22 protein-coding genes and 1 tRNA gene are annotated in these 26,809 nt (G+C 34.5%); 20 read left to right on the forward strand and 3 right to left on the reverse strand.

Features of this window, described 5'->3' with window-relative positions:
* Positions 1-139 precede the first annotated feature (139 nt).
* The 4 genes from TD18_RS10810 to pdeM are packed head-to-tail and all read left to right on the forward strand — an operon-like array spanning position 140 to position 5,913.
* Entirely contained in the window at positions 140-1,162 is a 1,023-nt protein-coding gene (locus tag TD18_RS10810) for a ligase-associated DNA damage response exonuclease (RefSeq protein WP_040252416.1), read from the forward strand.
* On the forward strand, positions 1,162-2,757 hold the full coding sequence (locus TD18_RS10815; protein WP_040252418.1) for an ATP-dependent DNA ligase: 1,596 nt from the start codon (positions 1,162-1,164) through the stop codon (positions 2,755-2,757). Before TD18_RS10810 ends, TD18_RS10815 begins: the two co-directional genes overlap by 1 nt.
* Positions 2,758-5,226, forward strand: a complete 2,469-nt coding sequence (locus tag TD18_RS10820) for a ligase-associated DNA damage response DEXH box helicase (protein WP_241480667.1) — start codon at positions 2,758-2,760, stop codon at positions 5,224-5,226.
* 18 nt (positions 5,227-5,244) lie between these two features.
* Complete coding sequence (pdeM, locus tag TD18_RS10825) at positions 5,245-5,913, forward strand: ligase-associated DNA damage response endonuclease PdeM (protein ID WP_040252420.1); 669 nt, start codon at positions 5,245-5,247, stop codon at positions 5,911-5,913.
* A gap of 182 nt (positions 5,914-6,095) precedes the next feature.
* On the opposite strand, the gene TD18_RS10830 is transcribed toward pdeM, so the two are convergent.
* A tRNA-Leu gene (locus tag TD18_RS10830) sits at positions 6,096-6,177 on the reverse strand.
* A 145-nt stretch (positions 6,178-6,322) separates the two neighbouring features.
* Between TD18_RS10830 and TD18_RS10835 the strand changes: the two genes are divergently transcribed.
* The 3 genes from TD18_RS10835 to pth all read left to right on the forward strand — a co-directional run bounded on the left by TD18_RS10835 (position 6,323) and on the right by pth (position 8,739).
* Positions 6,323-7,264 (forward strand): ribose-phosphate pyrophosphokinase, encoded by a 942-nt coding sequence (locus tag TD18_RS10835; protein WP_040252421.1) that lies wholly within the window; start codon positions 6,323-6,325, stop codon positions 7,262-7,264.
* An 87-nt stretch (positions 7,265-7,351) separates the two neighbouring features.
* The gene (locus tag TD18_RS10840) at positions 7,352-8,017 is read left to right on the forward strand and encodes a 50S ribosomal protein L25/general stress protein Ctc (RefSeq protein WP_040252423.1); all 666 of its coding nucleotides are present in this window, start codon (positions 7,352-7,354) and stop codon (positions 8,015-8,017) included.
* Positions 8,018-8,172: 155 nt separating this feature from the next.
* The gene (gene pth / locus TD18_RS10845) at positions 8,173-8,739 is read left to right on the forward strand and encodes an aminoacyl-tRNA hydrolase (RefSeq protein WP_052461141.1); all 567 of its coding nucleotides are present in this window, start codon (positions 8,173-8,175) and stop codon (positions 8,737-8,739) included.
* A gap of 58 nt (positions 8,740-8,797) precedes the next feature.
* Here the strand turns inward: pth and TD18_RS10850 are convergent, their stop codons facing one another.
* Positions 8,798-12,145, reverse strand: a complete 3,348-nt coding sequence (locus TD18_RS10850; RefSeq protein WP_052461142.1) for a zinc-dependent metalloprotease — start codon at positions 12,143-12,145, stop codon at positions 8,798-8,800.
* A 94-nt stretch (positions 12,146-12,239) separates the two neighbouring features.
* A complete protein-coding gene (locus TD18_RS10855; protein ID WP_040252425.1) occupies positions 12,240-14,300 on the reverse strand; it encodes a zinc-dependent metalloprotease in 2,061 nt (686 codons plus the stop codon).
* Positions 14,301-14,582: 282 nt separating this feature from the next.
* Between TD18_RS10855 and TD18_RS10860 the strand changes: the two genes are divergently transcribed.
* From TD18_RS10860 to TD18_RS10920, 13 genes are all read left to right on the forward strand, one after another.
* Entirely contained in the window at positions 14,583-15,512 is a 930-nt protein-coding gene (locus TD18_RS10860; protein ID WP_040252426.1) for a bifunctional riboflavin kinase/FAD synthetase, read from the forward strand.
* Complete coding sequence (locus tag TD18_RS10865; RefSeq protein WP_040252428.1) at positions 15,505-16,827, forward strand: HTTM domain-containing protein; 1,323 nt, start codon at positions 15,505-15,507, stop codon at positions 16,825-16,827. The genes TD18_RS10860 and TD18_RS10865 overlap by 8 nt, the downstream gene beginning before the upstream one ends.
* Before the next feature lie 35 nt (positions 16,828-16,862).
* Positions 16,863-18,131 (forward strand): serine--tRNA ligase, encoded by a 1,269-nt coding sequence (gene serS, locus TD18_RS10870; RefSeq protein ID WP_040252430.1) that lies wholly within the window; start codon positions 16,863-16,865, stop codon positions 18,129-18,131.
* Between the two features lie 397 nt (positions 18,132-18,528).
* Positions 18,529-20,307 carry a tetratricopeptide repeat protein gene (locus TD18_RS10875; RefSeq protein ID WP_040252433.1) on the forward strand — a complete coding sequence of 593 codons (1,779 nt, stop codon included), beginning with the start codon at positions 18,529-18,531 and terminating at the stop codon, positions 20,305-20,307.
* Positions 20,308-20,563: 256 nt separating this feature from the next.
* Complete coding sequence (locus tag TD18_RS10880; RefSeq protein WP_040252435.1) at positions 20,564-21,076, forward strand: GNAT family N-acetyltransferase; 513 nt, start codon at positions 20,564-20,566, stop codon at positions 21,074-21,076.
* Positions 21,077-21,085: 9 nt separating this feature from the next.
* Entirely contained in the window at positions 21,086-21,409 is a 324-nt protein-coding gene (locus TD18_RS10885) for a DUF4286 family protein (RefSeq protein WP_040252438.1), read from the forward strand.
* Positions 21,410-21,453: 44 nt separating this feature from the next.
* A complete protein-coding gene (rsmA, locus tag TD18_RS10890; RefSeq protein WP_040252440.1) occupies positions 21,454-22,230 on the forward strand; it encodes a 16S rRNA (adenine(1518)-N(6)/adenine(1519)-N(6))-dimethyltransferase RsmA in 777 nt (258 codons plus the stop codon).
* Positions 22,231-22,294: 64 nt separating this feature from the next.
* Positions 22,295-23,668 (forward strand): magnesium transporter, encoded by a 1,374-nt coding sequence (mgtE, locus tag TD18_RS10895; RefSeq protein ID WP_040252442.1) that lies wholly within the window; start codon positions 22,295-22,297, stop codon positions 23,666-23,668.
* 140 nt (positions 23,669-23,808) lie between these two features.
* Positions 23,809-24,174 (forward strand): cupin domain-containing protein, encoded by a 366-nt coding sequence (locus TD18_RS10900; protein WP_040252444.1) that lies wholly within the window; start codon positions 23,809-23,811, stop codon positions 24,172-24,174.
* Positions 24,175-24,350: 176 nt separating this feature from the next.
* Entirely contained in the window at positions 24,351-25,307 is a 957-nt protein-coding gene (locus TD18_RS10905; RefSeq protein ID WP_040252565.1) for a 2-hydroxyacid dehydrogenase, read from the forward strand.
* A gap of 112 nt (positions 25,308-25,419) precedes the next feature.
* Positions 25,420-25,830: a response regulator transcription factor gene (locus tag TD18_RS17545; RefSeq protein ID WP_040252446.1), complete on the forward strand. Its 411-nt coding sequence runs from the start codon at positions 25,420-25,422 to the stop codon at positions 25,828-25,830.
* 108 nt (positions 25,831-25,938) lie between these two features.
* On the forward strand, positions 25,939-26,310 hold the full coding sequence (locus TD18_RS10915; RefSeq protein WP_040252448.1) for a VOC family protein: 372 nt from the start codon (positions 25,939-25,941) through the stop codon (positions 26,308-26,310).
* 32 nt (positions 26,311-26,342) lie between these two features.
* Positions 26,343-26,804: a DUF4199 domain-containing protein gene (locus TD18_RS10920; protein WP_040252450.1), complete on the forward strand. Its 462-nt coding sequence runs from the start codon at positions 26,343-26,345 to the stop codon at positions 26,802-26,804.
* The last annotated feature ends 5 nt before the right edge of the window (positions 26,805-26,809 follow it).

Consider the following 26,809-nt stretch of genomic DNA (forward strand, 5'->3'; position numbering starts at 1 on the left):
AATCCAATTACGGTTAATTAATACGCATTACTTTTTAAAAACGCGTTTTAATTTGCTGTAAAGCTATAATTCTTAACGCTAAGCCATTTGTAATCATTTTTCCACTCTAAATTAAGCTATCTTTAGATTAAAAAGGACTATGAAAAACCCATTATTAGTTTTCAATGAAAATGGTATTTATTGTGAACAGGCAAAGGTATATCTTGATCCTTGGCATCCTGTTGATTGTGCTGTTATCACACATGGTCATGCAGATCACAGTCGTTATGGTCATAAAAAATACATTACACATCATACCAACGTTCCAATTATAAAACATAGATTAGGAGATATCAATGTTAGTGGCAAATCTTATAATGAAACCTTTGTTATCAATAACGTTAAATTTTCGCTACATCCTGCTGGTCATATCATTGGAAGTTCACAAATTAGAGTAGAACACCTCGGAGAAGTTTGGGTGTTTTCTGGAGATTATAAATTAGAAGATGATGGTATTGCAATTCCTTTTGAACCTGTCAAATGCCATACATTTATTACAGAATGTACTTTTGGGCTTCCCGCATTTAAATGGACACCACAGGCTGAAGTATTTAAAAATATAAATCATTGGTGGGCTTCAAATAAAGAAGAAAAGCAAACCTCAATTTTATTTGGATATTCACTGGGAAAAGCGCAAAGACTCCTAAAGCATTTAAACACAGATATAGGAAAAATTTTCACTCATGGTGCCATCGAAAATATGACAGGGGTTATAAGACCAATGGTTGATTTCCCTGAAACCACACGAATTACAAGAGAAACTACTAAGCAAGAACTGCTTGGCAATTTAGTTTTGGCTCCACCAAGTGCTCATGGCTCAACGTGGATTCGAAAAATGGTGCCTTATGTCACAGCTTCTGCCAGTGGATGGATGGCTTTTAGAGGAGCAAGACGTCGTAGAGCGGTTGATAGAGGATTCGTGATGTCTGACCATTGCGACTGGCAAGAACTCTTAACAGCTATTGAAGCTACAGGTGCTGAAAAAGTTATTTGTACACATGGTTATACAGAAATTTTTTCGAAATATCTTAGAGAACTAGGCTATGATGCACGTACTGAAACGACTCAATTTGAAGGTGAGTTATCTGAGTCTGATACTAAGGAAATAAAAGAGGCGGTGTAATGAAAAAATTTGCTGACTTAATTAGAAAATTAGATAGTACAACAAAAACAACGTTGAAAGTAAAAGCACTTACAAATTATCTTGAGAACGCAACAAATGAAGATCGTGTATGGACTATTGCTATTTTGTCACACAGACGACCACCAAGACCTGTTAATACAACCTTACTTAGGCAATGGGCTTCAGAATTATCTAATATACCTCTTTGGCTTTTTGAAGAATCGTATCATATTGTTGGTGATTTAGCTGAAACAATTGCATTGGTAATCCCAAATTCAACAGGTAAGAGCGATAAATCCTTAACAAAATTCCTATCAGAAATGATTGCTCTAAAAAAGGAAGATGATGATTTTAAAAAAAAATATGTAACAGATAATTGGCGCAAATTAAATTACTACGAACGTTTTGTTTTCACCAAATTAATCACTGGTGGTTTTAGAATTGGTGTTAGTCAAAAACTTATGACACGCGCTTTATCCAAAGCAACAGGTATAGATGAAGATATTCTCGCTTATAAATTAATGGGGAAATGGGATCCCAATACCATTTCATTTGAAGATTTGGTTTTAAAGGAAAACGCTTCCGATTTTTTATCTAAACCTTATCCATTTTATTTGGCTTATGGCTTAGAAGGCGATGTTTCTAACTTAGGATCTGTTGATGATTGGAGCGTAGAACATAAGTGGGACGGTATTCGTTCTCAAGTTATTATTAGAGACAATGAAGTTTTTGTTTGGACTCGCGGAGAAGAATTGGTTACCGATAAATATCCAGAATTCCATCCTTTTGCAGATCAGATTCAAAATGGCACTGTTTTAGACGGCGAAATCTTACCATTTCCTAAAAATGAAATAGGAACATTTAAAGATTTGCAAACGCGAATAGGCAGAAAAACAGTCAGTAAAGCACTTTTAGAAAAAACACCTGTAATTCTTAAAGTCTATGATCTTTTAGAGTGGAAAGGCAAAGACTTACGTCAAAGGTCTTTTGTTGAAAGAAGAGCTATTCTTAAAGACTTCATAAATAATATAAACGCAAAAGATTTACCGATTTACCTTTCAAAAATTGTTAATTGCAATTCTTGGAGTGAAGTCGCAGCGGAAAGAAATCGTGCACGCGACATGCGAAGTGAAGGCCTTATGATTAAAAGAAAAAATTCTACTTATCAAGTCGGTCGAAAAAAAGGAGATTGGTGGAAATGGAAAACCGACCCATTAACCATAGATGCTGTACTTACGTATGCTATGCGAGGTCACGGAAGACGCTCAAATTTATTCACAGATTATACTTTTGCTTTATGGAATGACAGTGGAGAAGAACTCGTAACATTTGCAAAAGCTTACTCTGGTCTCACAGATGCAGAATTTAGAAAAGTAGATGCTTGGATTAAAAAAAATACATTAGAACGATTTGGTCCTGTACGAAGTGTCTCACCAAAATTGGTTTTTGAAATTGCTTTTGAAGGGATTGCTAAATCAACACGACACAAAAGTGGCTATGCAACACGATTCCCTCGTATTTTGAGATGGCGTCATGATAAGAAAATTGAAGATGCAAATAGTTTAGAAGACTTAGAGATGCTTATACCAATGTAAATGATAAAAAGGAAAGATTTAGAAAATATCGCACATCATTGGTTTGAACAACAAGACTGGAAACCTTTTCCATTTCAAAGACAAACTTGGACGGCTTTTCTCCAAGGTAAAAATGGGCTATTAAACGCACCAACAGGAAGTGGTAAAACTTATGCACTTTGGATTCCGATAGTCTTAGAGTACCTTAAAAGAAATCCAGATTACGCCACTAAAAAACACAAAGGCTTAATTGCGATTTGGGTAACACCCTTGAGAGCTTTGTCAGTAGAAATTAAACAAGCAACAGAACGATTTGTTGAAGATTTAAATATACCACTTACGGTTGGAATTAGATCTGGAGATACATCACAAAAAGAAAGAGCTGCTCAAAAAAGAGCAATGCCTAACTTATTAATTACAACACCAGAGAGTTTGCAATTGTTATTGGCTTCAAAAGGCTATGATAAAGTGTTTAACAAACTAGTTTCTGTTGTGGTAGATGAATGGCACGAATTGGTAGGCAATAAACGTGGTGTTCAAATGACCTTGGCCTTATCGCGATTGAAAACTATTTCGCCTAAATTAAGGATTTGGGGAATTTCAGCAACTATAGGAAATTTAGACGAGGCAAGAGAAATCTTACTAGGAATAGACAAAAAAGTGATTGATAATTCCGTTTTAATCAGAGCTAAGATTAACAAAAAAATTGATGTCTTGTCCATCTTACCAAAAACTATTGATAGATTCCCATGGCGTGGTCATTTAGGATTGCATTTATTAGACGACATCATTCCCATTCTAAAAAAGAGTAAAACCACACTTATATTTACAAATACGCGATCTCAGTGCGAAATTTGGTTTCAAAACATACTAGATCGTTATCCTGAATTTGCGGGTAATATAGCCATGCACCACGGAAGTATAAGTAAAGAAACTCGACTTTGGGTAGAGTCATCCATTCGTGATGAAAATCTTAAAGTAGTAGTCTGTACCTCGAGTCTTGATTTAGGGGTCGACTTTGCACCAGTAGAGACTATTATTCAAATTGGTGGACCAAAAGGTGTATCACGATTTATACAACGTGCAGGACGAAGTGGTCATCAACCGGGTCAAACAAGTGTTATTCATTTTCTTCCAACACATGCTATAGAACTAATTGAAGCTTCGGCATTAAGAAAAGCGGTAAAAACTAATGTCGTTGAAGACCGAGTACCACATCTCAATAGTTTTGATGTTTTAGTACAATATTTAGTTACGCTAGCAGTATCTGATGGTTTTTTTCCAGATGAGATATTTCCTGAGGTTAAAAGCACCTTTTGCTTTCAATCAATAACCCGAGAACAATTTCAGTGGATTCTTAATTTTATTACATTGGGAGGTCAAAGCTTGCAGGCTTATGATGAATATAAACGCGTAGAAATTGAAGCTGATGGGAGATTTAAAGTAAACAGTAGAAAAGTTGCTATGCGTCATCGTCTTCAAATTGGCACTATTGTGAGCGATGCTGTATTATTAGTCAAGTTCTTAAAAGGTGGTTATATTGGATCGATTGAAGAATCATTTGTATCAAAACTAAAACCTGGTGATATATTCACATTTGCAGGTAAGCAATTAGAATTGTTTAGTATAAGAAATATGCAAGTCTTAGTGAAAAAATCGAAACAGAAGACCTCTAAAATTCCTAGTTGGATGGGAGGTCGAATGAGTTTCTCTTCTGAGATGAGTGATTTGCTGCGTGAAGAGCTTTATCTTGCAAATATGGAAGAATCCAAAAAATCTAAAGAGCTTGAAATTTTAGAACCTATTTTTACAAGACAAAAGCGTGAAAGCATTATTCCTAATAATAATCAGTTTTTGATCGAAACATTTAAAACTCGTGAAGGTTTCCATGCAGTGTTTTATCCCTTTGAAGGTCGTTTTGTACATGAAGCTATGGGAAGTTTAATTGCCTATCGGGCAAGCTTATTACAACCAATCACATTTACGATAGCTTTTAACGATTATGGTTTTGAATTGCTATCAGACCAACCTATCGATATGCAAGCGATTTTAGATAATAATTTATTCACTAACGATCATTTAAGAAGCGACCTCGAAAAAAGTATAAATGCTAGCGAAATGGCAAAGCGAAAATTTAGAGATATTGCTGTAATTTCTGGACTGGTATTTACAGGGTTTCCAAGTAAATTGGTAAAGAGCAAGCACTTACAATCAAGCGCACAGTTGTTGTTTGGTGTATTTGAAGATTACGAACCAGACAATTTACTTTATCAGCAGGCTTATAGAGAGACCTTTGAGCATCAATTACAAGAAGGACGTTTGCAATTAGCCATAGAGCGTATAAATAATCAGACTGTCATTTGGAAAAATTGCGAGAAACCAACACCATTTTCATTTCCTATTATTACAGATCGACTCAGAGCAAAGTTGTCTTCAGAAAAATTAGCAGATAGAATTAAACGAATGACTATTCAGTTAGAGAAATTGTAATTTGAATTTCCTTACAACATGAAAACATTAAAGATAAATTGTAATAATCAGTCATTCATTTTACATCCTTTTGGTGTTGCATTTTGGGAAGATAAAGAGATGCTATTAATTGCAGATGTACATTTGGGTAAGGTGACACATTTTAGAAAACATGGCAGTGCTGTACCACAAGCATCCATATATCATAATTTTGAACAGTTATCAGTAATTACAGATTATTTTAACCCTAAAACAATATGTTTTCTTGGCGATTTGTTTCATAGCTACGTTAACAACGAATGGATTTTATTTAAGGACTGGGTTAAGAAGTTTAATCGGGAAATCGTTCTAATCTCAGGAAACCACGATGTCATAGCAACGTCTATGTATGAGGAAATCAATGTCATTGTAAAAAAAGAATGGCTTATCAATGGTTTTCTATTAACACATTATCCAGAATCTAGAAATGATTTATTTAACTTTTCTGGTCATATCCATCCTGGAATCCGACTACAAGGATTGGGAAAACAGTCTTTAAAGGTGAGTTGTTTTTTGAGAAAAAAACATCAAATGATCTTCCCTGCTTTCGGAAATTTTACAGGTAAATTTATAATTAAACCTGACCCGACAGATCAAGTATACGTAAATACAAATGAAGAGGTTATAGAAATAGAACTCAATTCCGCTAGAATGAATTTGAAAGAATAAGAGAAATCAATGAAACTCTAGCGTATAATTATCGGCTGTATCACTAAGCTGCTTTTCAATACTAAATTCAATAAAGTAGAATAAGGTTTCAAGTAGGTATACCATGATCATATTTAGACAATAATATTGTCTTAACCAAACATAAAAAAACCTCTAACCTAATAAGGTTGGAGGTTTTAAAGTACTCAAGGTGGGAATCGAACCCACACTTCCGAAGAAACTGGATTTTGAATCCAGCGCGTCTACCAATTCCGCCACTTGAGCAATTTCGGACTGCAAAATTATAAAATAATTTATTACAATCCATTAAAAATAGTAGCTTTTATGCTTTTTCAGTCCAAATAAATTCCTAAATTTGCACCTCCTTTAGTGAAAAGGGTTTAAGTCATTACCAAACAATCAATTAGATATGCCTAATTTAGCAACAGAAGCAAAAATTTTTGCTTGTAACCAAAGTAGAGAACTTGCAGAGAAAATTGCAGCTACTTTTGGTGTGCCATTAGGTAATGTAATAACGTCAACTTATAGCGATGGTGAATTTCAACCATCGTATGAAGAATCTATTCGTGGTACACGTGTATTCATTATAGGTTCTACACATCCTGGACCTGAAAATTTAATGGAAATGCTTTTAATGATTGATGCAGCAAAGCGTGCTTCAGCAAGACATATTACAGCAGTTCTTCCATATTTCGGTTGGGCAAGACAAGACAGAAAAGATAAACCACGAGTTCCTATTGCAGCCAAATTAGTTGCGAAAATGCTTGAAGCAGCTGGAGCCACTCGAATTATCACAATGGATTTACACGCAGACCAGATTCAAGGATTTTTTGAAAAACCTGTAGATCATTTGTTTGCTTCAACTATATTTTTACCCTACTTAAGACATCTTAATTTAAGTAATTTAACAATTGCTTCTCCTGATATGGGAGGATCTAAAAGAGCTTATGCATATTCTAAAGCTTTAGAAAGTGATGTTGTGATTTGTTATAAGCAACGTGCTAAAGCTAATGTAATTTCTCACATGGAACTTATTGGTGATGTTACTGGCAAGAATGTAGTATTAGTTGATGATATGGTAGATACTGCCGGAACATTAACAAAAGCAGCCGATTTAATGATGGAAAAAGGCGCACTTAGCGTCAGAGCTATTTGCACACACCCTATATTATCTGGTGATGCTTACACGAAACTTGAAAACTCTAAATTAGAAGAATTAATCGTTACTGATTCAATTCCTTTAAAACAGCAACATTCTAAAATTAGAGTGTTAAGTTGTGCCGAACTTTTTGCAGATGTGATGCATAACGTGCATTACAACAAATCGATAAGTTCACAATTTATAATGTAATTAAAAAAAACAAAAGCAATGAAAACAAGTTGATTTTCTATCAACGAAGTTTCCATTATACAATTAAGTAATAATAAATAAATAATTATGAAATCAATTACAATCAATGGATCTCAAAGAGAAAGCGTAGGCAAGAAAGCAACAAAAGCCTTACGTAATGCTGGTCAGGTTCCTTGCGTATTATACGGAGGAGACGAAACAGTGCATTTCTCTGCAGCTGAATTGGCTTTCTCTAAACTGGTTTATACGCCTAATGCGCATACAGTTGTGATTGCCTTAGACAATGGCACTTCTTATGATGCCGTATTACAAGACATTCAATTTCATCCCGTAACGGATAAAATCTTACATGTAGATTTTTACCGTTTATTTGAGGATAAAGAAATTGCGATGGATATTCCAGTACATGTTATCGGAACATCAAGAGGTGTTTTAAATGGTGGTGTACTTCGTAAGAACAGACGTAAATTAAGAGTAAAAGCTTTACCTAAAAATTTACCAGATTTCTTAGAAGCTGATATTACACCATTAAAAATTGGAAATAAATTGTACGTAACTGCTCTTGAAGGAGAAGGATACAAATTATTACACTCAGATAATACTGTAGTCGTTCAAATTAAGACAGCTAGAACTGCCATTCTTACTGATGATGAGGATGAAGATGAGCTTGAAGAAGGAGCGGAAGCAACTGCAGGTGAAGATGGAGGAGTACCTTCAACTGAAACTGATGATGCAGCAGCTGTTAAAGAATAAATAACATTTTGATTTATTAAATGTAAAAAGCATTCTATTTATTTAGAATGCTTTTTTAATTTTGAATAAATTATAAATACATCACTATCTGGAAATATATATCTAATCTCTTTAAATGGAATTCGACATCTTTAGATATTGAAGCGACTAATCCTATGAAAAAATTTCTAATTGTTGGACTTGGTAATATTGGAGAACAATATGCTAATACTAGACATAATATAGGCTTTAAAATTCTGGATGCCTTGGCAGAAAAAGAAGAACTTAATTTTGAAACTCAAAAATTAGGCGATATAACTACCTATAAATTTAAAGGACGAACATTTATTCTTTTAAAACCAAGCACCTTTATGAATTTAAGTGGTAAAGCTGTATTGTACTGGTTAACAAAAGAAAAAATTCCATTAGAAAATTTACTAGTTATCACTGATGATCTCAATCTTCCTTTTGGAAGTATCCGTTTAAAGACTAAAGGAAGTGATGGTGGTCATAATGGTTTAAAGGATATTCAAGATAAACTACAAACTGTCAAGTATAATCGTTTCAGATTTGGTATAAGTGATGAATATAGCAAAGGAAGACAAGTGGATTATGTTTTAGGGGAATGGACAGAGGAAGAATCTGAAAAACTTAATGAACGATTAGATAAGTCCATTGAACTTATCAAATCCTTTGGCACTGCTGGTGTCAATAATACCATGAATGCCTTCAATGGAAAATAAAAAGAGAGATTTTTACACCTCTCTTCTCTTTTCTATTTGATAAAGTGACCTGTTAATTTTAGTCGATTACTATGCGTTTAGTTACTTTACTTGTTCCATTTTCAACCGTTACAAGATACACTCCAGACTGTGCATTATCTAGACTCACTGTTTGATTGAATGACGGCGAACCCGCGTACATGTTATCAAAAATACGTCGTCCTCTAATATCATATACTGATATTTTTACATCTTCTGAATTAGAATTCTTAATAACCACATTAAACGTTCCTTCATTCGGATTTGGATAAATCACAAAATCTGAAAGATTTATACTTTGTTCAGAAACTGAAAGCGCACCTTCAATACAAAGCTCTAAACTAAACGTCAAAATTTGTCCGCCATCGGCAAATCCGAAATCATCATCGACAGATAACGTCCAATCTCCACCAGACATTTCACCATATAGCGTAGATAAATCGCCCTCTGGAATAAATGTTCCGGTAAATGGAGAACTTCCATTAGTTATAAGTGTAGCTGCTTCCTGATCAAATGTTGTATCAATATAATCATCATCAAAATCTTCACCATTATCTGTTGAAAGTTCTACAGATGTTCCTTGAGGACTGATTAGAAAGATATCCAAATCGTTGTTCCAGTCATGTTGTATGCTAATCGTAACATTTACATCAGTAATTGGAGCATTATTAGGAACATTTATAACAGATGTATAATTATCTGTTCCGTTTCCTGTAACTAAGATGTCTATAGGCAAATCTATTGCATCAAAAAATCCACATGAGATTTCAGCAGTCGTAAAACTAAACTCTGAAGATGCTGGTGCAGTATTACATAAATTAGATGCAGTTACTCGCCAATAATACAATGTACTGGTATTCAAATTACTTGGCACATAGGATGTTGACTGTACAATTCCACTATCTACAATGGTTGCGAAATTAATATCGGAAGAAACTTCAACCAAATAATCCTGTGCATTATCACTACCATTCCACGTCAATTCAGGCTCAGTACTTTGGTCTATTGCTCCGTTAGCTGGTGATGCAAGCACGACTGCATCAACAGTGTCATTATAGACATTCATTACTAAATCTACACTTCTTGAAATAGCACCTGAAGTCCCTACAAATGTCAAAGAATAACTTCCTGTAGCAAGACTTCCAGTTCCGTTAATTGTTATGGTTCCCATGGTATCATCAGCCGAAGCAGAATTTGGACTTATCACTGCTGAAGTACCTGCTGGTAATCCTGAAACTGAAAAATTGGTTGGATCACTGAAACCTAAAAATGTATCATATTCAAAATTGAATACAAGGCTGTTTGGCTGACAAATATCTAATTCGCTATTATCTACAGTAATCACAAATTCAGACTCCTGAATGCTAATATTTGATCCATTTACGGCATAAAAAATGTTATTATTTCCTTCAACTATAACTCTAGCCATAGATGTATCTCCTCCTGTAATTGGCACAGTAACATCATGTGAACCATCATTTGGCACATCAGACGCCATTATAAAAGGAAACGTTTGACCACCATCTACAGACAATAAAATGTTAACCGTTGGTGTATTCACATTTCCTGTATCAGTACCTGCAACATTCCAAGTAATGGTTTGTAAAGATCCTGCATCCCAAGTTTCATTAGTGGTTTGAGACGTTACTACGAAAGGACCACTTGTATTGTCTACAGTAACAGTCATAAAGTCAAAATCAGACTGAGGTGTCTGACCTACTCCACCAGCTTCAGATCGATCTCTGACAATTAAAGCAAAATTCAAATCTCTACCTACAGTAGATACTGTTTCCCAAGAAGTATTATCAACAGTTTCAACAGGGTTACTCTCAGTTAATTGTCCGTTTAATACACGCTCTAAAATTGGCATATACCTATTTGGTGATGTACTTGGTGGTCTTGATCTCCACACAGCTCCTGTTGTTTTGGTTGGACCAAAATTGCCCGTATTTGTGACTCCATCATCTATTTGCTCCCAACAGTAAGTTAATACGTCTGAACCATCCGAATCAGTAGCAGTTCCTCTTAAAACAAAAGCAGTTCCATTAGGAATTGTATAATCACTTCCAGCATCGGCCACTGGCGGATTGTTAGTAATTGCTGTAGTTATTGCACAATTATTTGGTGCCGAACCAACATTGTTTAAGATTTGATTAATTGAAGCATAATGAAAATACGGATCACTATGGTCTTGTACATCATCTGGTCCCGTAATTCCAGCATAACCCATAATAGTAGTTCCACTTCCAGGTTCCATATTGACACCTGTTCCTTCACTAAAGTTAGAATAGGTATGATTAGCTCCCATTTGATGTCCCATTTCATGAGGTACATAATCTATATCGAAAAAATCTGCCATAAATGGTCCACCATCATTATCAACAAATGAGTGTGCCGAAAAAGCACTTCCTTTTCCACTTTCGCAAACACAACCTATACAACCAGCATTACCGTTATTTCCAGCGAAATGCAATAAATGACCAATATCATAATCTGATTCACCTACGGTTGCTGTTAAATTTGCTTGCAAATCTCCATTTAGGTTACCACCATAAGGATCTGTACCAGAATATACTAAATCAATAGCTAAATCATCAGCAGTATTAACTAACAAAAAAGTAATTGCCATATCGACTTCAAACACCTCGTTCACTCTATTTAATGTTGATATCATTTGCGCTAAAGCATCTTCTTGAGGCCCACCATTACCAGCATTACCATCATTCCAAAACCCTGTATACTGTGATGTTGTTGAAATAGCTATTCGGAATGTTCTCAAAAATTGATCATTGGCATCTCGTTGCATTGAAGAAGGCGCAGCAGATCTTGAAAGTACTTCTAAGTCTTCTGTTAAACACTCAAATGTTTCAGAATCATCAACCTTAGCGTTTCTGTTATAGACTAAATATTGACCATTGGACACCTTGGTAACTGGCTGAATGTAAAAATTAGCTTTACCTGGTTCAGAAACCATTGCTTTCAACCCTAATGGTGTTACACTAAATCTAACACGAGTTCCAGAATTATCAGTTCGTGATCCTAAATATGTCTTGATGTTTGGATACATATTAGCTCCATATTCTGAAGAAAATATTGCTGTTTCAACCACGCGATATGATTCTAATTCACCTTTAACATTAGGAAATTGAATTACTGTATTTGACTGTCCGTTTGAATCGTTTCGATGAGGAGCATTCAAAAGTTGTTGTTTTAAATTCTCAATGTTTAATTCAAGAACATTGTAATTTTTTGAATCTAACCCTTGCAATGTAATGTTATCAGTTCCATTTCTAAATTGGGATGGTTCCCATATTCTTTCTTGTGCAAAAGAGCAAATTGTAGCCAATAAAACGACTAACACAATGGTTAATTGTGGCGATTTTTTCATAGTAATTTTTTTAAATTTCTTAAAGATAAAATAAATAGAAATAAAAAAGGAGACAAAATTGTCTCCTTTTTTAAAAATATAATTGGTTTAAAGTTTACTCTACAATTATACGTTTCGTTACTTCTTTGTTTCCATCATTAACAGTCACTAAATACATTCCAGCTTGAACACTGTTAAGACTTACTGTTTCAGTAAATTCACCTGTATTAGTAAATGAGTTATTAAATATTCGTCTTCCTCTAATATCAAATATATCTACTTTGATATCGTTTCCAGAATTAGAATTCAATTTGATGGTAAACTCTCCATTGTTCGGATTAGGGAAAATTGCAAAACTGTTTAAATCAAATTCGTTGATACTTAATTGATCTTCCAAACAAAGTTCGATTTCAAAATTAGTCCAGTTACCTCCATCTAAATTAAATAGGTCAACAACTTCGAGCGTCCATGTACCTGCAGACATTTCACCATAAATTAGAGATAAATCTTCTTCAGGGATATAAGATCCAGAGAAAATGTTTCCAGGAGGTGTAGCACCAACGATAGAAGTTGCTGCTTCCTGATCGAAAACTAAACTTTGAAATTCTCCAGCACCATCAACTCCTTCGTTACCTATTAAAACAACAGATGTTCCTTGAGGACTTGTAAGTGTTGCTTGAATATCACGAATCCAAGTATGGTCTATTCCTAAAGTAACATTAATATCATCAACAGGTAAGTCTTCAGTAATTGTAATTGTAGAAGTATATGCATTTCCTGCACCACTTGCAGAGATAGCTACCGGTAAATTGTTTCCGGTGTACGTATCACAAACGACAACTGTACAGTTGTTATCTAAAGTCACATCAACACTTTCAGTAACTGAAGCTGATGTACCTGTAACAGTTATGGTGTAAGTACCCTGAGCTGTTGCACCAAGATTACCTATTGTCATTGTAAAATCACCATCTGTTGCCAACGATGAAGGCGTAAAGTTAACAGATGCACCTGCTGGTACTCCAGAAGCTGAGAAAGTGGTTGTTTCATTAAATCCAGATATGGTTGCAAAGCCAAAAGTAAAATCTACAGACGTATCTGTATTCGGACAAGTATATTCGATAGCACTATCTGCTCCGAGAACAAATCCAGGATCTGCAGGATCACAAACATTTGGCTTAAACTGAGGTGCTAAAACACCCGATATGTAAGCATCAACATTATTCATTTGTCCTGGCGTAAACATATACATACATGCATCATTTACATAATCCATGTAGTTCATTGTTAATCTTCTTTCTGGTGCAGTACAAGCAAATGGTGTAGGATTACTAGGGCAACCGTAAGTACTATTAGCAACTTTAGGTGTATCTGCAATACCATCACCATCTGGTTGAGCACAATTTCCTCCTCCATCTGCAATAAATGTATGATTTAAGCCATAAAAATGACCCAATTCGTGAGTTGTTGTTCTTCCTTGATTGTAAGGTGCACCTGGTACTATTCCTGAAGTAGGACATCCAGAGCCAGATCCAAAAGCATTAGTATTTAAAATAACAGCGCCTCCATTGGCAACACTCCCTCCTAAAGGAGAATAGCCTAATAATTGTCCAATTGGTTTAACGACAAAATTCATATACCCTTGAAAATTAGCATCAAATTCTGGAAATCCTGAACCGTTTGCGAAATTATAACCAATAGTAACAGCAGGCTCACCTTCAACGAGTTGAGGTACAGCAGCTGGATGATTTGATGTTGCCAAACAAAATGTAATGTTAGCAGCTCCAGGGTTTAAGCCAGGGAAATACTGACCTGATTGAGTATTCCAAATAGAAAGATCTGCATTAGTCGCTGTATAATCAGCATTTAAAATATCAATTTGGTTTTGTGCTAAAGCTTCTAAACAAGCTCTGTCTGCTGGATTTCCTGTCGTAAAATGCACAGCAACTGGAATTTGTATTGTAGCGCCTCCTCTTGCATTGAAATCCGTACTTAAACGTCTAGCCACTTCGGCTTTGAATTTTTTCTGATTTTCTTCATATTCTTTCGCAAAAACTGGGTCTTTTAGCATTTCTTCCATATACTCCATCATTCCACAGGTACGATCTTGGGAATAACTAGTTACGGCAAGCAAAAGTGCTAGAACTGTAAATATTGATTTTAAAGTAAAGTTCTTCATGTGTAATTATAATTAGTTAAAAATGTTATTTGTCACTATCATTTATGCAAATAGTGACACCAAATCTAATGAAATCATATCATTTTTTTATATTTTTTTAAACAAAAATTCAGGTTTTAACAGTTATCTCTACGTTTTTCTTTAATTTCTAGATTTCATACGCAATATGTTACCCTTCAGAATGTTGCTTAATTTTATAAAAATTGAAATCGCTATATGCTTCAACTAATATTTCATTGGTTTTAGGTTTATAGTTATTTTTACCAAAAATTATTTACAAATTTGAAACTTTACGACAATCAAAAATCATATTCAAAATTGCCCTCTGTAATTACCATAGGCACCTTTGATGGTGTTCATATTGGCCACCAAAAAATTATTGAGCGTTTAGTTAAAGTTGGTGAGAAAAAATCTCTCGAATCGGTTGTTTTAACCTTTTTTCCTCATCCAAGAATGGTGCTTCAAAAAGACGCAAACATTAAACTTCTGAATACTATCGACGAACGGAAAGAATTGCTTTCAAAATTAAATTTAAAAGCATTGGTCGTCAAAACCTTCACTGAAGATTTTGCTAATTTGTCTGCAAGAGCGTATGTAAAATCAATTTTAGTAGATGAACTAAATGCAAAACATATTATTATTGGCTACGATCATCATTTTGGTAAAAACAGAAGCGCTAACATTAATGATTTAAAAACCTTCGGAAAGGAATTTGGATTTGAAGTTGAAGAAATTTCTGCTCAAGACATTAAAGATGTTTCGGTAAGTTCAACGAAGATTAGAAATGCCATTGCAAATGGAAATTTACTTACTGCCAACTTATATTTGGGTTCGCCTTATTTCATAACAGGTACCGTAATTAAAGGAAGAGGGCTTGGAAAACAAATTCAGTTTCCAACGGCTAACATTCATATAAAAGAAGCTTATAAACTCATCCCTAAACATGGTGTTTACGTTGTAAAATCAAGTATTAATAACTCAACCGTTTATGGCATGATGAATATTGGTACAAACCCAACTGTTAACGGCATAAAACAGTCTATTGAAATTCATTTTTTTAATCTGAATCAAGATTTGTATGGTGAGCATCTCAAAATCCATATTTTGAATCGTTTAAGAGATGAACATAAATTCGGATCACTAGAATTACTTCAGGAACAATTAAAATTGGATCAAAAACAAGCGCTAAACTATATAACTGACCATGAATAAATTGTTATTCAAACATATTGACAATAGTGCATTAGTGGTTTTTAGAATGTTTTTCGGTGCACTAATTTTTTTAGAAAGTTTTGGTGCTATCGCAACTGGATGGATTACGCGTACCTTAGTTGAGCCTAAATTTACATTTAGTTTTATCGGCTTTGAATGGCTTCAACCTCTTCCAGGACCATGGATGTACATGTACTATGCAGTAATGGGAATTTTTGGAATTTTCGTAATGATTGGCTACAAGTACCGATTAAGTATGTTGAGTTTCACTATACTTTGGGCTGGTGTATATTTTATGCAAAAATCGTCGTATAACAATCATTATTACTTTTTAATGATTTTAAGTGCCTGCATGATTCTTATGCCTGCTCATCAATACGCTTCAGTTGATGCTAAACGCAATCCAGACATAAAAAGAACTTCAATGCCTAACTGGTGTAGGTTGTATTTTTTTCTACAATTATTCATTCTATATACATATGCTTCAATAGCAAAACTATATCCAGATTGGCTTGATCTTACGGTTCCTAAACTTCTTATGGAAAGTAAACAACATTATGTTTTGGTAGGTGACCTCCTTCAATACAAAGTTGTACATTACTTTGTGGCTTATGGTGGGATTTTGTTTGACGGACTCATAATTCCGTTGTTATTGTGGAAACGGACTCGTAAGATTGCATTTTTTGCCTCTATCTTTTTTCACCTGTTTAATTCTTTCATTTTTCAGGTTGGTATTTTTCCATACTTATCATTAGCCTTTAGTTTGTTCTTTTTTGAACCAAAATACATGCAACAGTTATTCCTTAAAAGAAAACCGTTTTATAGCACAAATGAAGTTAGAATACCAAAATATGCTCCTATTTTTAAAACTGCGTTTGTGATGTATTTTATCGTACAAATTGCACTGCCTCTAAGACATCATTTTATTGAAGATAATGTGCTTTGGACTGAAGAAGGTCACAGAATGTCATGGCGAATGATGCTTCGCACTAAACATGCTACCACGATGTATACGGTTGTTGATAAGGCTACAAACAATTCTACGCTTATCGATTTTGACGATTATCTTACCAAAAAACAACGTAAACCTGCAAGCTCAAAACCTGATGTCATTTGGCAATTTGCGCAGCGTATTAAAGAAGATTACGCTAAAAAAGGTATGGATGTTGAAGTCTATGTAAGGGCATTTGTAAGCGTTAATGGAAGACCAAAAAAACAACTCATCGATCCTGAAGTTGACTTAGCAAGTGTCAAATGGAATCCTTTTAAACATCAGGAGTGGATTTTACCTTCAAAACTAGACGAGAATAACTGACAATTCATTAAATTTGCAGCTTAAATTTTTGACTCATGTTACAAGTTGCTTTTATTAGAGAACATAAAGAAGATATCATAAAACGGTTGGCAAAACGAAATATGGATGCCACCGAAATGATTGACAATGTGATTGGTTTAGATGAAGACCGACGAGCTTTACAAACGCAATTAGATAATACTTTAGCAGAATCTAATAGTCTTTCTAAAGAAATTGGCAACTTGTTTAAATCTGGAAAAGCTGCTGAAGCTAATGTTTTAAAGGAAAAGACAACACAGCTGAAAGAAGATTCAAAAACCTTGAGCGAACAGCTTAACGCCAAATCTGATGCGCTTAACAATTTACTTTATAAAATCCCAAATGTTCCTAATTCAATTGTACCATCAGGAGATACAGATGAAGATAACGAAGAGGTTTTTCGAGAAGGAGATATTCCGGTGTTGCATAGCGAAGCTTTACCACATTGGGAACTAGCAAAAAAATACGACATCATTGATTTTGAACTTGGCAATAAAATCACAGGAGCAGGCTTTCCGGTTTACAAAGGAAAAGGCGCAAGATTACAGCGCGCATTAATTGCATACTTTTTAGACAAAAATACAGCTGCTGGTTATACTGAATATCAATTGCCACATTTGGTGAATGAAGCTTCAGGATTTGGTACTGGACAATTGCCTGATAAAGAAGGTCAGATGTATCATGTTACTGAAGACAATCTGTACTTGATACCTACTGCTGAAGTTCCAGCGACCAATTTATTTAGAGATAATTTACTTGCTGAAAGCGAGATGCCAATTTCAATTACTGGTTATACACCATGTTTTAGAAGAGAAGCAGGAAGCTATGGAGCACATGTAAGAGGATTAAACCGATTACATCAATTTGACAAAGTTGAAATCTTACGTGTTGAGCATCCTAATCGTTCGTATGATGCATTGACTGAAATGGTAGAGCATGTAAAAACTATTCTGCAAGAACTTAAGTTGCCTTATCGTATTTTGCGTTTGTGTGGAGGTGATTTAGGATTTACATCTGCGTTAACCTATGATTTTGAAGTGTTCTCTACGGCTCAAGATCGTTGGTTAGAAATTTCTTCAGTATCAAATTTTGAAACCTTCCAGGCCAACAGATTAAAACTCCGCTTTAAAAATAGCGAAGGAAAAACTGAACTTTGCCATACACTTAACGGTAGCTCACTGGCTTTACCTAGAGTTTTAGCAGGTATTTTAGAGAACTATCAAACGGAAGATGGCATCCAGATTCCTGAAGTTTTGATCCCATATACAGGTTTCGATAAAATTTAGTATTGTAAGAATATTCTTATCTAACATCGTTTAAATGCTAAAAAAAGACGTTATTCAACGATTTTTTTGGGTTTTCCTTTGTTTTTTCAATAATAATAAAGAAGTTAGTCATCCAAACAACCAATAACCTACTTATTATGAAAAATATCAAACGCATCGTACTTCTGGTATCGTTAATTGTTATGGCAAGTAAAGTTTTACTATAATAATCGTATTACATTTTATATAATCCCAATAAAAGTAGCCACAGCAGAATAATTGAATCATTTTTTAATTAGTGATTAATAGCACATTTATTTTGATTGGTAATGCCTAAACCTATGTTTAGGCATTTTTTTTATAAAAACATTCACAATATGTAAGCACAGCATAAGTTATATTTACATAAATTAGTGGCATGAAGCAATTTCTACTTATCGTCTTACTTATTAGTTTTTCATTTGGGTTTTCCCAAAATGAACAACTGGCAGATGACTATTTCAAACGTGGAGAGTTTGAAAAAGCGCTAATCACTTACCAAAAACTTTACGAAAAAAATAAAGGCAATTATAAATACATCTATAAACTTGTTGAAACCTACCAGCAACTTGAACGCTATGATGATGCTCAAATTCTTTTATTAGAACGTATTTCAAAAAGTAACAATCCATCATTATTGGTGGAATTAGGCTACAATTATCAATTAAAAGGTAATACAGACATTTCAGAAACCTATTATACAGATGCTATAATTGCCATCGACGAAAACCCAGCATTTACGTATAGTGTGGCAAAACAATTTCAAGACCACAGTCTTTTAGAAAAAGCCATTATCGTTTATAAAAAGGGAATGATTCTCAATCCAAATCAAAATTACAATGTACAGCTTGCACGTATTTATGGCGAACTTGGAAATGTTGAAGAAATGTTCTCCAACTACATCGATTATATCGAAACAAAACCAACATTTCTAAACAATGGTAAACGAGCCTTTAGCGATTTTATTTCTGAAAACAGTGACAATGAAAATAACATCTCACTAAGAAAAATACTCCTGAAAAAAATTCAGGCACAACCTGATGAAATGTGGTATGATATGTTGAGCTGGTTGTACATTCAGGAAAAAGCTTATAACAAAGCGTTTGTTCAGGAGAAAGCCTTATACAAAAGAAATCCTGAAAGCTTATCTCGAATAACAGAATTAGCACTCACAGCTATTAATGAGAAAGATTACGACACAGCCAATTCAATTTTTAATTACATATTAGAAAATTCTCAGGACATAGAAACTAAACTTACAGCTCATCAATACCTTTTAGATATTGAAATCACCAATGCCAGTAAAAAAGACCTAAAGGATATTCAAAACAAATATCTGGAACTTTTTAAACAGTATGGAATGTATGAACAAACCATTGCGCTTCAAATTGCTTATGGTGATTTTTTAGCATTTAACCTTCATGAGCCAAAAGAAGCCAGTGCATTTCTCAAGAATAGCCTTGAATTAGAATTGTCCTTATTTCAGGAAGCTACAGTAAAACTAAAATTAGGCGACATTTTAGTGTTTCAGGAAAAATTTAATGAAGCTCTTATTTATTATTCTCAAATTCAGGCGAACCTTAAAAACAGTACCATTTCACAGCAAGCCAGATATAAGGTAGCTAAAACAAGTTATTACAAAGGTGATTTTGAATGGGCTGAATCGCAACTTAAAATTTTAAAATCATCAACATCGCAATTGATTGCTAACGATGCCTTAGACTTGAAGCTTTTAATTTCAGATAATATTCAGGAAGACTCACTACATACAGCATTGCGTCTCTACTCTAAAGCCGATTTGTTAGCGTTTCAGAATAAAAATGAAGAAGCCATTACTTTATTAGGTAAAATTTTAACGGAACACAAAGGTGAAACTATTGAAGATCAGGCTCTGTTTATGCAAGCCAAATTATTCGAAAAGACAAAACAATACGATAAAGCTGTTGCAAATTACGAATACATTATTGCCAATTACAGAGATGAAATTTTAGCTGATGACGCTTACTTCTATTTAGCTGAATTGTACCAAACCCAACTTGGTGAACCGGAAAAAGCAAAACCGCTTTACGAAAACATAATTTTCAAGCATGAAGACAGCATCTATTTTATTGAAGCCAGAAAACGGTTTAGAATGTTACGAGGCGATGCGATTAATTAGTTGTTAGTTGTTAGTTGTTAGTTGTTAGTTGTTAGTTGTTAGTTGTTAGTTGTTAGTTGTTAGTTGTTAGTTGTTAGAATATATTTTTTATGATGTAATTAAGAATTCTATATCTATTTATTAAAAATATCTTGATGTCATTCCGAACGTTACTGAGATCAAAATATATTTTGGTTGAAAGTACATTGCGAAGCAAATGAGGAGGAATCTCAACTATTTAAATACCAATTTCCGATTGAATTAAATTCCATTTAAAATGATCATCGCCGAAACCAACCGACTCCTGCTCTCAAAAATAACCGTTGACGATGCGCCATTCCTATTACAATTAATGAATACGCCTGACTGGATCAAATACATTGGTGACCGAAATATTAAAACCGTAGAACAGGCTGCAACCTATATTCAAAACAACCAGCTCAAATGTTATGAAACACATGGTTTTGGGTATTATAAAATTCAGGTGAAAGCCGAAAACCTAAAAACCATTGGCACTAGTGGTTTACTAAAACGCGACAATTTAGATCATGTAGATATCGGATTTTCATTTATTCCTGAGTATCATGGTAAAGGTTATGGTTTTGAAGCGGCTTCAGAAATTATAAACCTTGCCAAACACAAATTCAACATAAAAACACTTTGTGCTATAACGCTTCCAATAAACCAACCTTCCATTCATCTATTGGAAAAATTAGGCTTATCTTACCAAAAAACAGTAAAACCCTTTGAAGACGACGAAGAACTTCTGTTATTTGCAAAGAATTTATAATTAATACACATGTACATATATAATGTAACTGTCAATATTGACGACAGTGTTCATGACGAATGGCTACTATGGATTAAAGACCATATTCCCCAGGTTTTAGCTACTGGAAAGTTTGAAAAAGCAACTTTAACCAAAGTTCTGGTTGAAGAAGATATGGGAGGACAAACCTATTCTATTCAATATCGTTCGTACTCCAGAGAAGCACTTGATGCGTATTATAAAGACGATGCCGATAAACTTAGAACGGAAGGCTTGAAAAAATTTGCCGATAAAATGTTGGCGTTTAGAACCGAACTTCAAATCGTGGATGAATATTCAGTAAAATTTAAGTAACATAGAATTTAGTAGTAACAACTAAACAAACAACTAATCACTATATGTCTGTCAGAGCAAAAAAACATTTAGGTCAACACTTTTTAACCGACGAGACCATTGCCGAACGCATTGCCAATACGCTTAGTTTTAATGGCTATAAGCATGTTCTGGAAATCGGACCAGGAATGGGTGTGCTCACTAAATATTTGCTAAAAAAAGACATTACGACTCATGTCATAGAAATTGACACAGAATCGGTTGCGTATTTGAAAGCGAATTACCTCAATTTGGCAAATCGCGTGTATGAAAAGGACTTTTTAAAGTACGATTTAAAAAATGTTTTTCAGGAAGAACCTTTCGCTGTTATTGGTAATTTCCCATATAATATTTCAACACAAATCGTCTTTAAAACCTTAGAAATGCGTGAGCAAATTCCTGAATTTTCCGGAATGTTTCAAAAAGAAGTCGCCGAACGCATTTGTTCAAAAGAAGGCAGTAAAGTGTATGGGATTCTTTCCGTTCTAACTCAGGCATTTTATGATGCTGAGTATTTATTTACGGTTCCTCCAACCGTATTTAATCCACCTCCAAAGGTAGATTCTGGTGTTTTACTTTTAAAGCGAAAAGAAAATGTCAACTTAAATTGTGATGAAAAGCTATTTTTCAGAGTGGTAAAAACGGCCTTTCAACAGCGTAGAAAAACACTTCGTAACAGTTTAAAAACATTCAATCTTTCAGATAATTTAAAAGCAAATGTTATATTTGACAAACGTCCTGAACAACTCAGTGTAGCATCCTTTATAGAATTAACGCAACTGATTGAAAACGATAATAATTAGAAGATGACTTCGAGTACTCTTTTAATTCTGAATCTTAAAAATACACCGAGAAGCATAACATCACATGGTAGAAGAAAAAGAAAATAGTCAATTTGAACTTACCGATGAACTCGTTGAACGAGTAGAACTTCTAGTCGCTGGAAAAAGTGATAAAGAATTAAAACTACTTTTAAATGAGTTTCACTATGCTGATGTTGCTGAAATATTAGATGAGTTAAACCTTGAAGATGCGGTATATGTCATTAAATTATTAGATTCTGAAACCACTTCAGACATTCTTACTGAACTTGATGAAGATACCAGAGAAAAAATTCTTGAAAATCTTTCAGCTAAAGAAATTGCTGAAGAAATTGAAGAGCTTGATACAGATGATGCTGCCGATATTATTGCCGAATTATCTGAAGAACGTCAGGCTGAAGTCATCTCTCAAATTGAAGATGACGAACATAGAGACGAAATTACCGAACTTTTAGCCTACGATGAAGATACAGCTGGTAGCCTTATGGCAAAAGAATTGGTAAAAGTTTATGAAACATGGACCGTTGCTGGTTGTTTACGTCGTATTAGAGGTCAGGCAAAAGATGTCACCAGAGTGCATTCTATATACGTTGTTGACAAAAAAGAAAAGCTTATTGGTCGCTTATCGCTTAAAGATTTAATCGTTGCCAAAAGCGAACAAAAAATAGCCGAAATTTCTAACAGTAATGTCGACTATGTCTTTGTAGATGATGATGTCGAAGATGTTGCTAGAGTGATGTCTAAATACGATTTAGAAGCTATTCCAGTAGTTGATACGAACCAAACGTTACTAGGTCGAATTACCATTGACGATATTGTTGATGTCTTAAAGGAAGAAGCCGATAAAGATTATCAAATGGCAGCAGGTATTACTGGAGATGTTGAAGCCGATGACAGCATTTTAGAACTCACAAGAGCACGATTACCTTGGTTGTTTTTAGGACTTGTTGGTGGTGTTGGTGCCTTTTTAATTATGGAAGGTTTTGAAGAAGCTTTTAAAGGTGAGGCTTTTATTTTATTCTTTTTTACACCATTAATTGCCGCAATGGCTGGAAATGTTGGTGTACAATCCAGTGCGATTATTGTTCAGGGTTTGGCAAACGACGATGTGAAAGGAAGTGTCAACAAACGACTCATAAAAGAAATGCTACTCGCTGCTTTAAACGGAACCATTTTAGCCTTATTCCTGTTCTTTTTTGTCTGGGCAACCAAAGGAAGTTTTATCACTGCTTTAGCCATTTCAGTGTCGCTAATTGCAGTCATTATCGTCGCAGGTTTAATCGGAACATTTGTGCCTTTATTCTTAGATAAAAGAGGCATCGATCCAGCCATCGCTACAGGACCGTTTATCACAACAAGCAACGATATTTTCGGAATTTTAATCTACTTCTGGATTGCCCGATTAATTTTAGGTATTTAATTTTTTGGGCGTTACCTAAAGGTCGTGCTCTCGCCAGTCGCTCTCTTCGAGGAGCTCCAACAATTGCTCCATCACTAACGCAAATTCCAATTCGTATGATGAACTTAGCTCAGCAGTTCATATTTTCTTACATTTAAGGTATGAAAGCGATAAACATTAAAGAAAAGCATAAACTATTCTCCAAACAATGGCATCCGCATCGCATTGCCACAGTAGATAACATGCAGGTGATCTTAGCCAAAATTAAAGGTGAATTTGTATGGCATAGTCACGATGATGAAGACGAATTGTTTCAGGTTTTAAAAGGCACATTATACATGCAATTTAGAGACCGAACAGAGATTGTAAAAGAAGGTGAAATCATTGTGGTTCCTAAAGGTGTTGAACATAATCCGAGTACAAAAAATGATGAAGAAGTGCATCTTTTATTATTCGAAAAGTTAAGTACAGCTCATACAGGAAACGTAAAAGCCGAACGCACCCAAACCGAATATCCTGACATTTAAAAATGAGTAATCTGTTATCGAGCGCAACAGTAAACCGAAACTTAAATAAAAGCTTAGTTGATGTACTTCATCTCTAAGACAAATGTAAATTCGTCATGCTGAACTTGTTTCAGCATCTCATTATTTTTACTTTTACACATCAAACCATAAGAGTCCTACATCAGCAGGAAACACGAATGAACATACTCCATTTAGATACCAACCATCCTTTGCTTATAGAGCAACTTAATGCCTTAGGATTTACTAACGACGAGGATTATACGTCTTCTAAAGAAGCTATTGCCAATATCATTCACCAATACGATGGTTTCATCATTCGTAGCCGATTTAAAATTGATAAGCAATTTCTTGATGCAGCTACAAATCTAAAATTTATTGGTCGCGTTGGTGCAGGATTAGAAAACATCGATTGCGAATATGCAGAACAAAAAGGCATCAAACTCATTGCTGCTCCAGAAGGCAATCGTAATGCTGTAGGCGAACATAGTTTAGCCATGTTATTGTCGCTCTTTAATAAACTCAATAAAGCAGATCGAGAAGTCAGAAATGGCACATGGAATCGTGAAGATAATCGTGGATTGGAACTCGATGGAAAAACTGTTGGACTTATTGGCTATGGTAATATGGGAAAAGCTTTTGCTAAAAAACTACGAGGTTTTGATGTCGAGGTGTTGTGTTATGATATCAAAGCAGATGTTGGAGATGAAAACGCCAAACAAGTGACTTTAGAAGAACTGCAATTAAAAGCAAACGTCCTTAGTCTTCATACACCTGAAACACCATCAACTATTGGTATGATCAACTCTGAATTTATAAATGCATTTCAAAATTCGTTTTGGTTAATCAATACAGCTCGAGGAAAAAGTGTCGTCACCGAAGATTTAGTTTCAGCTTTACAATCTGGTAAAATCTTAGGTGCTGGTTTAGATGTTCTAGAATATGAAAAATCGTCGTTTGAAAATCTGTTTAAAGCTTCTGTCACATCAAGCGCAGTCGAGATGCCAAACGCTTTTAAATATCTCATTTCAGCAGATAATGTATTACTAACGCCTCATGTTGCTGGCTGGACTATTGAGAGCAAAGAAAAATTAGCACAAACTATCGTCGATAAAATTAAAGCTCATTTTACATAAATTCAATTGATCATTCAGAACGAAACGAAGAATCTCATTGCTAAATAAAGAAGATTCGTCAGTCGTTCCTCCTTCTGAATGACATACTACTATTTTTATTTAAATTTAAAGAGTGAAAAAAACCATTCTCATTTTCGGATTGTTAATTCTGGCATTGCTACTCCTGTTTCAGTTTAGTAAATATGCTGTTATTTCTGGCGATTTAGATTCTGAGTTTGCCATAGCCATTATTGCAGTTGTATTCTTTTTTGTAGGTGTGTATTTGAATAAAAAAAGTCTTCAAAAACAACAGACAGCTTCCGAAGTTATCAATCACCAAAAGATTAAAGATCTCGATATTAGCAAACGTGAATACGAAGTGCTTGTTGGTATTTCCGAAGGGCTTTCAAATAAAGAAATTGGTGAGAAGCTTTTTGTTTCAGAAAGCACCATAAAGACACATGTGTCCAACCTGCTTTCAAAACTTAATGCTAAACGTCGTACTCAGGCTTTACAAATTGCAAAAGACCTCAATATTATTTAAAAATGCTACTTTTAAACTAAAGTATGAGTGGTTTGGTACTTTAGTATGACCTATTTTTCTTAGACTTCTCATAGTTTTGTGATAGAATTAATTTAAAAATCAACCCTTATGAAATTAGGTGCATTTTCGGTGAGTTTGAGTGTAAAAGACATTCATGCTTCAAAAACATTTTATGAAACTTTAGGCTTTTCAGTATTTGCTGGTGACCTGAAACGCAATTATCTAATCATGAAAAATGGCGATTCCATTATCGGACTTTTCCAAGGTATGTTTGAGCAAAATATTTTGACTTTCAATCCAGGTTGGGATCAAAATGCAAATACATTGGATTCGTATGACGATGTGAGAACCATTCAAAAGCACCTCAAGTCGAATTCAGTAAAATTGGAAAAAGAAACAGACGAAAGCACATCTGGTCCTGCAAGTATTGTGTTCTACGATCCTGATGGCAATACCATTCTTATTGACCAACATATATAATTCGTAAATACTAATTCTAAAAACATCATATCATGAAACAAACAGTACTTAAGTATGGTCTTTACGGACTACTAGCCGGATTTATAATTTTTACGATTCACTTAACCGTTGGAATAGATAACTTCGACTATGCAACCAATGAAATTCTTGGTTATGTATCCATTTTCTTATCGCTTTCATTCATTTATTTTGGAATAAAACATTATAGAGATCACATTAACGATGGTGTGGTTTCATTAGGAAAAGCCATTTTAATTGGGCTTCTAATTTCAATATTGGTTGGGATAGGGATCGCAATTGCAGATTTCATCTATACAAAATTCATAAATCCTTCTTTTTTTAGCGACTATGAAAAAGCCTTGATAGAACAAGGAAAAGCCGATGAAATCTTCGAAATGACAAGTGCAACAGCTGCATTATTTATGCTTGTACTAGTCACTATTATCGGATTTATCATATCTTTAATTTCAGCATTAATCCTTCAACGAAAATAAAATTA

This window comes from Psychroserpens mesophilus (assembly GCF_000826645.1).
GTDB lineage: Bacteria > Bacteroidota > Bacteroidia > Flavobacteriales > Flavobacteriaceae > Psychroserpens > Psychroserpens mesophilus.

Excerpts from the sequence above, each read along its gene's own strand:
- TD18_RS10810 (WP_040252416.1), top strand. The coding sequence starts at position 140 with ATGAAAAACCCATTATTAGTTTTCAATGAAAATGGTATTTATTGTGAA.
- TD18_RS10815 (WP_040252418.1), top strand. The coding sequence starts at position 1,162 with ATGAAAAAATTTGCTGACTTAATTAGAAAATTAGATAGTACAACAAAA.
- TD18_RS10820 (WP_241480667.1), top strand. The coding sequence starts at position 2,758 with ATGATAAAAAGGAAAGATTTAGAAAATATCGCACATCATTGGTTTGAA.
- pdeM (WP_040252420.1), top strand. The coding sequence starts at position 5,245 with ATGAAAACATTAAAGATAAATTGTAATAATCAGTCATTCATTTTACAT.
- TD18_RS10835 (WP_040252421.1), top strand. The coding sequence starts at position 6,323 with ATGCCTAATTTAGCAACAGAAGCAAAAATTTTTGCTTGTAACCAAAGT.
- TD18_RS10840 (WP_040252423.1), top strand. The coding sequence starts at position 7,352 with ATGAAATCAATTACAATCAATGGATCTCAAAGAGAAAGCGTAGGCAAG.
- pth (WP_052461141.1), top strand. The coding sequence starts at position 8,173 with ATGAAAAAATTTCTAATTGTTGGACTTGGTAATATTGGAGAACAATAT.
- TD18_RS10850 (WP_052461142.1), bottom strand. The coding sequence starts at position 12,145 with ATGAAAAAATCGCCACAATTAACCATTGTGTTAGTCGTTTTATTGGCT.
- TD18_RS10855 (WP_040252425.1), bottom strand. The coding sequence starts at position 14,300 with ATGAAGAACTTTACTTTAAAATCAATATTTACAGTTCTAGCACTTTTG.
- TD18_RS10865 (WP_040252428.1), top strand. The coding sequence starts at position 15,505 with ATGAATAAATTGTTATTCAAACATATTGACAATAGTGCATTAGTGGTT.
- serS (WP_040252430.1), top strand. The coding sequence starts at position 16,863 with ATGTTACAAGTTGCTTTTATTAGAGAACATAAAGAAGATATCATAAAA.
- TD18_RS10875 (WP_040252433.1), top strand. The coding sequence starts at position 18,529 with ATGAAGCAATTTCTACTTATCGTCTTACTTATTAGTTTTTCATTTGGG.
- TD18_RS10880 (WP_040252435.1), top strand. The coding sequence starts at position 20,564 with ATGATCATCGCCGAAACCAACCGACTCCTGCTCTCAAAAATAACCGTT.
- TD18_RS10885 (WP_040252438.1), top strand. The coding sequence starts at position 21,086 with ATGTACATATATAATGTAACTGTCAATATTGACGACAGTGTTCATGAC.
- rsmA (WP_040252440.1), top strand. The coding sequence starts at position 21,454 with ATGTCTGTCAGAGCAAAAAAACATTTAGGTCAACACTTTTTAACCGAC.
- mgtE (WP_040252442.1), top strand. The coding sequence starts at position 22,295 with ATGGTAGAAGAAAAAGAAAATAGTCAATTTGAACTTACCGATGAACTC.
- TD18_RS10900 (WP_040252444.1), top strand. The coding sequence starts at position 23,809 with ATGAAAGCGATAAACATTAAAGAAAAGCATAAACTATTCTCCAAACAA.
- TD18_RS10905 (WP_040252565.1), top strand. The coding sequence starts at position 24,351 with ATGAACATACTCCATTTAGATACCAACCATCCTTTGCTTATAGAGCAA.
- TD18_RS10915 (WP_040252448.1), top strand. The coding sequence starts at position 25,939 with ATGAAATTAGGTGCATTTTCGGTGAGTTTGAGTGTAAAAGACATTCAT.
- TD18_RS10920 (WP_040252450.1), top strand. The coding sequence starts at position 26,343 with ATGAAACAAACAGTACTTAAGTATGGTCTTTACGGACTACTAGCCGGA.